Origin of the sequence: Pseudomonas sp. BNK-7, from assembly GCF_048072025.1 — a bacterium.
GTDB lineage: Bacteria > Pseudomonadota > Gammaproteobacteria > Pseudomonadales > Pseudomonadaceae > Aquipseudomonas > Aquipseudomonas danubii.
In genome coordinates this window covers 1,177,869-1,185,000 of the sequence record NZ_CP182252.1, presented here as the reverse complement: position 1 = coordinate 1,185,000, position 7,132 = coordinate 1,177,869, and the positions used below count along the sequence as shown (strand labels likewise).

Below are 7,132 nucleotides of genomic sequence, written 5' to 3'. Positions count from 1 at the left end.
GTCTGCATGTCTGCCAGTTTTTTCTGGATCAACTGAGTCGCGGCCAGAGGACGACCGAACTGCTGACGATCAAGAGTGTATTGACGCGCGGTGTGCCAGCAGAATTCCGCCGCGCCAAGCGCGCCCCAGGAGATGCCATAGCGTGCCGAGTTCAAGCAAGTGAAAGGACCTTTCAGACCACGCACATCCGGGAAGATGTTCTCTTCCGGGACAAAAACGTTATCCATGACGATCTCGCCAGTGATCGACGCCCGCAGGCCCACCTTGCCATGAATGGCTGGAGCGCTCAGACCTTTCCATCCTTTCTCCAGAACGAAGCCACGGATATCACCAGCGTCATCCTTGGCCCAGACCACAAACACATCCGCGATCGGACTGTTGGTGATCCACATCTTGCTACCGGTCAGGCTGTAGCCACCTTCGACCTTGCGCGCACGAGTAATCATCGCGCCCGGGTCAGAGCCATGGTTCGGCTCGGTCAGACCAAAGCAGCCAATCCACTCGCCAGAGGCCAATTTCGGCAGGTACTTCTGCTTTTGCGCTTCGGTGCCGAACTCGTTGATCGGCACCATCACCAGGGACGACTGCACACTCATCATGGAGCGGTAACCCGAGTCCACGCGCTCCACTTCACGAGCGATCAGGCCATAGCACACATAGTTCAGGCCACTGCCGCCGTACTGCTCGGGAATGGTCGCGCCCAGGAGGCCGACTTCACCCATTTCACGGAAGATGGCCGGGTCGGTCTTTTCATGGCGGAAAGCTTCCAGAACCCGTGGTGCCAGCTTGTCCTGAGCGAACTGCTCGGCACTGTCGCGGACCATGCGCTCTTCTTCAGTCAGTTGCTGGTCCAGCAGAAGGGGATCGATCCAGTTGAAGCTTGCTTTGCCGCCCATGAGTGAATCCTCGTGAAGTAGGTCAACTATCGTGGGCTGATCCTAGGCCCAGCAGGAGCCTCCCGGCAAACGAGGATTTTGCATACTGTTGTGCTAATTTCTCACTTCGTGACGGCAAAAAGTGCCATCTACAGCCACCATTAGTGAGATAGCCGTACATGCGCAGAAAGATCCCCAGTACCGCCGCCCTGATCAGCTTCGAGGCCGCCGCCCGTCACGAGAGCTTTACCAAGGCGGCGCAGGAGCTTTCCCTGACCCAGGGCGCCGTCTGCCGACAGATCGCCAGCCTAGAGGAGTTCCTCAGCGTAGAACTCTTCCGACGCTCGCGGCGGGGGGTCAAACTGACTGAAGCCGGCCTTTCCTACAGTCGACGGATCGCAACTCAACTGGATGCCGTAGAGCGCGACACCCTTTCCGTGATGGGTCAGCAAGGCGCCAATGTCATCGAACTGGCAGTGGTACCGACCTTCGGCACTCAATGGCTGCTACCACGCCTCAAGGACTTCCAGAAACAACACCCCGAAGTCACCGTCAACCTGACCAACCGCACACGCCCCTTCCTCTTCGCCGACACCTCCTTCGACGCGGCCATCTACTTCGGTGACGCCGACTGGTCCGGCACTCAGTCCCATCGCCTGATGGGCGAGCATCCAGTGCCGGTGTGCAGCCCGACCATACTGGGCAACCACCAGCAACTGAATGCCGAAACCATTGCCGAGCTGCCCCTGTTGCAGCAGACCACACGTCCCTACGCCTGGCGACAGTGGTTCAACTCACAACAAATGAGCATCCCCCGCGACATGACAGGGCCACGCTACGAGCTATTCTCCATGCTCGCCCAGGCAGCCATGCACGACATGGGCATCGCCCTGATTCCAGCCTTTCTCATTCAGCGCGAACTGGCGGAAAAACGCCTGGTGATTGCCAACCCTCAAGCACTCACGAGCATCAAGGCGTACTACCTGATGATTCCTGAGCGCAAGGTTGAATCAGCCTCTTTACGGGCATTTCGCGACTGGCTAGTAAACCAGGCGAACAGCTACAACCTTGGAAAATAAAGGCTACACGTCAATAACTGACCCCGTAGTCAACTAATTAAAAGCCCTACAGATATAACTATTTGTCGCATTTAGACAGACTGTACCGACACCTTGAACAATCGTTCTACAAGCGCCTAACCACGCGGCTTGTAGGGTTTATTTAGAGGCGATGTAAGACTATTCACACCACCGATGAGAAAAATCTTAATTTCATGTCTAAAGCCTTGAAAGGCGCGGCTTACAAGGGTTTAAGTCTGTACGTTGCGACATTCGGTCACGGGGTGACTTGTAGTTAATTTTCCGTCACTAGTCAGAATCCCTTGAAGGCCTCAAAGTTCGCCTGCAAAATGCCGCGCCCCGCTGTGATTTCAGCGGGATCGTGCTGATCGGCCGCCCCAGCCGCACCCTCCTCAGTGCGCTGGCCTTCTAAGAAAGATCGAAAGCAATAAGATCAAGCAGGAGATTTGACGTGCACATTGGTGTTCCTCTCGAAACCCAGACGGGTGAAACACGGGTTGCTGCAACCCCGGAAACCATCAAGAAGCTGATCGGCCAGGGTCATAAAGTCACTGTGCAAAGCGGCGCCGGCATTAACGCCAGCGTGGTCGACAGTGCCTATGAAGCGGCAGGGGCAACCATTGGCAACGCCAACGATGCCTTTGGCGCCGAACTGATCCTCAAGGTAGTGGCCCCCAGTGACAGCGAGCTGGCTCTGATCAAGAGCGGCACCGTGTTGGTGGGCATGCTCAATCCGTTCAGCAATGAAACCATCGCCAAGCTGGCCGAACGTGGCATTACTGCCTTCGCCCTCGAGGCGGCACCACGCACTTCCCGGGCCCAGAGCCTGGACGTGTTGTCGTCCCAGGCCAACATTGCCGGCTACAAGGCTGTGCTGCTGGCCGCCCACTACTATCCGCGCTTCATGCCAATGCTGATGACCGCCGCTGGCACCGTCAAAGCAGCCCGCGTACTGATCCTCGGCGCCGGTGTAGCAGGGCTGCAGGCCATCGCCACGGCCAAGCGCCTGGGCGCTGTGATCGAGGCATCGGACGTGCGCCCAGCGGTGAAGGAGCAGATCGAGTCCCTGGGGGCCAAGTTCGTCGACGTGCCTTACGAGACCGACGAAGAGCGCGAGTGCGCTGTAGGTGTCGGTGGCTACGCCCGTCCCATGCCGGCCAGCTGGATGCAGCGCCAGGCCCAGGCGGTCCACGAGCGTGCAAAGCAGTCCGATATCGTCATCACCACCGCGCTGATCCCAGGTCGCAAGGCACCGACGCTGCTGAGCGCCGAGACCGTCGCCCAGATGAAACCCGGCTCGGTGGTCATCGACCTGGCAGCAGCACAGGGCGGCAACTGCCCGCTGACCGTAGCGGATCAGGTCGTGGTCGAAAACGGTGTAACCATCGTCGGCCCGACCAACCTGGCCGGCGCGGTAGCTGCAGATGCCTCGGCGCTGTACGCCCGCAACCTGCTGGACTTCCTGAAGCTTGTCTTCACTAAAGAAGGGCAGTTCGAAGTCAACCTCGAAGACGACATCGTCGCCGCGTGCCTGATGTGCCGCGACGGCCAAGTCATCCGCAAAAACGCCTAAGCAGGGATTCAGACGATGGAAGAGCTTATCTCCCCCGGTATCTACAACCTGATCATCTTCGTGCTGGCGATCTATGTCGGTTACCACGTGGTCTGGAACGTCACACCCGCACTGCATACGCCGCTGATGGCGGTGACCAACGCCATTTCCGCCATCGTCATCGTCGGCGCCATGCTGGCTGCCGCCCTGACCGTGACCCCGCTGGGCAAGACCATGGGCACCCTGGCCGTTGCCCTGGCCGCGGTCAACGTGTTCGGTGGCTTCCTGGTGACCCGCCGCATGTTGGAAATGTTCAAGAAGAAAGCGCCCAAAGCCGTGAAAGAAGAGGTGCAGAAGTAATGAGTATGAACCTGGTAACAACCCTCTATCTGATTGCCTCGGTGTGCTTTATCCAGGCGCTCAAGGGGCTTTCGCACCCGACCACGTCCCGACGCGGCAACCTGTTCGGCATGCTGGGCATGGCCCTGGCGGTACTGACCACCATTGGCCTCATCTATAAGCTCGGCGCAGAACTGGCCACCGCCGGCATCGGCTACGTTATCGTGGGCCTGCTGATCGGCGGCACCGCCGGTTCGATCATGGCCAAGCGCGTCGAGATGACCAAGATGCCGGAGCTGGTGGCCTTCATGCACAGCATGATCGGTCTGGCCGCGGTGTTCATCGCCATTGCCGCCGTGGTCGAACCGCAGTCTCTAGGCATCGTCAAACATCTGGGCGATGCGATCCCCGCTGGTAACCGCCTGGAACTGTTCCTCGGCGCGGCCATCGGTGCCATCACTTTCTCCGGCTCGGTGATCGCCTTCGGCAAGCTGTCGGGCAAGTACAAGTTCCGCCTGTTCCAGGGCGCACCGGTACAGTTCGCCGGCCAGCACAAACTCAACCTGGTGCTGGGCCTGGCCACCCTCGGCCTGGGCGTGACCTTCATGGCCACCGGCAACCTGGGCGCCTTTGCCCTCATGCTGGCCCTGGCCTTCGTCATGGGTGTGCTGATCATCATCCCGATCGGCGGCGCCGACATGCCAGTGGTGGTATCGATGCTCAACAGCTATTCGGGCTGGGCAGCGGCAGGGATCGGTTTCTCCCTGAACAACTCGATGCTGATCATCGCCGGCTCCCTGGTGGGCTCCAGCGGCGCGATCCTTTCGTACATCATGTGCAAGGCGATGAACCGTTCGTTCTTCAACGTGCTGCTGGGCGGTTTCGGCAACAGCGCCGATGCGGGCGGCCCGGCCGGTGCACAGGAAGCCCGTCCGGTGAAATCCGGCTCGGCTGACGATGCGACCTTCCTGCTGACCAACGCGGACACCGTGATCATCGTTCCCGGCTACGGCCTGGCGGTAGCGCGGGCCCAGCACGCGCTGAAAGAGCTGACCGAGAAGCTGACCCACCGCGGCGTGACCGTGAAGTACGCGATCCACCCGGTAGCAGGGCGCATGCCCGGCCACATGAACGTATTGCTGGCCGAAGCCGAAGTGCCTTACGACCAGGTGTTCGAGATGGAAGACATCAACTCCGAGTTCGGCCAGGCCGACGTGGTGCTGGTCCTGGGTGCCAACGACGTGGTCAACCCGGCGGCGAAGAACGATCCGAAATCGCCGATCGCCGGCATGCCGATCCTCGAGGCTTTCAAGGCCAAGACCATCATCGTCAACAAGCGCTCCATGGCCAGTGGTTATGCCGGCCTGGACAACGAACTGTTTTACCTGGACAAGACCATGATGGTCTTCGGCGACGCCAAGAAAGTCATCGAAGACATGGTCAAAGCCGTCGAATAAAGCTGCTGTAGCGCAATAACCCAAACCTCAGCCTTTAGTAGGCTGGGGTTTTTTATTTACACCATAAAGCCGACAGAAGGCTCTAGATCAGGGCCTTTCATTCGACCTTTGTCGCGGGGCGTTTTTTTTTGAAATCACTAGACTGCGCTTCTTGCTTCCGTTGCCCGAGATAACAATTCATGTACCGTGATCGTATCCGCTTGCCTTCGTTGTTGGATAAGGTGATGAGCGCCGCCGACGCTGCCGCCCTGATTGAGGACGGCATGACCGTCGGCATGAGCGGCTTCACCCGCGCCGGTGAAGCCAAGGCCGTGCCCCATGCCCTGGCCGAACGGGCCAAGGTGACCCCGCTGAAAATCAGCCTCATGACTGGTGCCAGCCTGGGCAACGACCTGGACAAGCAACTCACCGAAGCCGGCGTCCTGGCCCGGCGCATGCCGTTCCAGGTGGACAGCACCCTGCGCAAGGCGATCAACGCCGGCGAAGTGATGTTCATCGACCAGCACTTGTCGGAAACCGTCGAGCAACTGCGCAACCAGCAGCTCAAGCTGCCAGACATTGCAGTGATCGAGGCTGTCGCCATCACTGAGCAGGGCCATATCGTGCCGACCACTTCGGTGGGCAACTCCGCCAGCTTTGCGATCTTCGCCAAGCAGGTGATCGTCGAGATCAACCTGGCGCACAACCCAAACCTGGAAGGCCTGCACGACATCTACATCCCGACTTATCGCCCGACCCGCACGCCTATTCCCCTGGTCAAAGTCGATGATCGCATCGGCAGCACGGCCATTCCGATTCCTGCGGAAAAGATCGTCGCCATTGTCATCACCAATCAGGCCGATTCGCCATCCACCGTCTCCACCCCGGACAGCGAAACACAAGGCATCGCCAATCACCTGATCGACTTCCTCAAGCAGGAAGTGGATGCCGGACGCATGAGCAACAAGCTCGGCCCGCTGCAGGCGGGCATCGGCAACATCGCCAACGCGGTGATGTGCGGCTTGATCGAGTCGCCGTTCGAGAACCTGACCATGTACTCCGAGGTGCTGCAGGACTCGACCTTCGACCTGATCGACGCCGGCAAGCTCAGCTTCGCCTCGGGCAGCTCCATCACCCTGTCGAGCCGGCGCAACGCCGACGTGTTCGGCAATCTGGAACGCTACAAGGACAAGCTGGTTCTGCGCCCCCAGGAGATCTCCAACCACCCGGAAGTGGTGCGCCGCCTGGGCATCATCGGCATCAACACCGCTCTGGAGTTCGACATCTACGGCAACGTCAACTCCACCCACGTCTGCGGCACGCGGATGATGAACGGCATCGGCGGCTCCGGCGACTTCGCTCGCAACGCGCACCTGGCGATCTTCGTCACCAAGTCGATTGCCAAGGGCGGGGCGATTTCCAGCGTGGTGCCCATGGTCAGCCACGTGGACCACACCGAGCATGACGTCGACATCCTGGTGACCGAGATCGGCCTGGCAGACTTGCGTGGCCTGGCGCCACGTGAGCGGGCCCGGGTGATCATCGACAACTGTGTGCATCCGTCCTACCGCGACGCGCTGAATGACTACTTCACCAAGGCCTGCGCCCTGGGTGGTCACACACCACACATACTGCGTGATGCCCTGAGCTGGCACATCAATCTGGAAGAAACCGGGAAAATGCTCGCCGAGTGATTGATACAGTTGGCAGCTGACGCAAACACAGTTTCGTCAGCTCGCCAGCTCCCCACCAAAGCTCGACAAAAACTGTACTGCTGTACCGGTCTTTTCCTCGCCTAAAACCGTTAACTTCCAATCAAAAACCGCCTAAACGCACCAAAAAGGTGCTGAC

The 7,132-nt window shown here is 59.5% G+C and carries 6 protein-coding genes (1 of these 6 running past the window's edge); 5 read left to right on the top strand and 1 reads right to left on the bottom strand.

The features are described 5' to 3' along the window. On the bottom strand, nt 1–896 hold the 5' portion of the coding sequence (locus ACMGF8_RS05600) for an acyl-CoA dehydrogenase (protein ID WP_077933165.1). 286 nt of this gene lie to the left of the window's left edge; 896 of the gene's 1,182 nt are visible here — the first part of the coding sequence; the start codon lies at nt 894–896; its stop codon lies off the left edge, out of view. Between the two features lie 158 nt (nt 897–1,054). On the opposite strand from ACMGF8_RS05600, the gene ACMGF8_RS05595 reads away from it, so the two are divergent. The 5 genes from ACMGF8_RS05595 to ACMGF8_RS05575 all read left to right on the top strand — a co-directional run bounded on the left by ACMGF8_RS05595 (nt 1,055) and on the right by ACMGF8_RS05575 (nt 6,975). Next, on the top strand, nt 1,055–1,954 hold the full coding sequence (locus ACMGF8_RS05595; protein ID WP_102862523.1) for a LysR family transcriptional regulator: 900 nt from the start codon (nt 1,055–1,057) through the stop codon (nt 1,952–1,954). A gap of 451 nt (nt 1,955–2,405) precedes the next feature. Further along, complete coding sequence (locus ACMGF8_RS05590) at nt 2,406–3,527, top strand: Re/Si-specific NAD(P)(+) transhydrogenase subunit alpha (RefSeq protein ID WP_102862522.1); 1,122 nt, start codon at nt 2,406–2,408, stop codon at nt 3,525–3,527. A 15-nt stretch (nt 3,528–3,542) separates the two neighbouring features. After that, nucleotides 3,543–3,866, top strand: coding sequence for an NAD(P) transhydrogenase subunit alpha (locus ACMGF8_RS05585; RefSeq protein ID WP_005783507.1), 324 nt, complete (start codon nt 3,543–3,545; stop codon nt 3,864–3,866). After that, nucleotides 3,866–5,302, top strand: a complete 1,437-nt coding sequence (locus ACMGF8_RS05580) for an NAD(P)(+) transhydrogenase (Re/Si-specific) subunit beta (protein WP_016963710.1) — start codon at nt 3,866–3,868, stop codon at nt 5,300–5,302. The genes ACMGF8_RS05585 and ACMGF8_RS05580 overlap by 1 nt, the downstream gene beginning before the upstream one ends. A gap of 179 nt (nt 5,303–5,481) precedes the next feature. After that, nucleotides 5,482–6,975, top strand: a complete 1,494-nt coding sequence (locus ACMGF8_RS05575) for an acetyl-CoA hydrolase/transferase family protein (protein WP_102862521.1) — start codon at nt 5,482–5,484, stop codon at nt 6,973–6,975. Nucleotides 6,976–7,132: the final 157 nt, after the last annotated feature.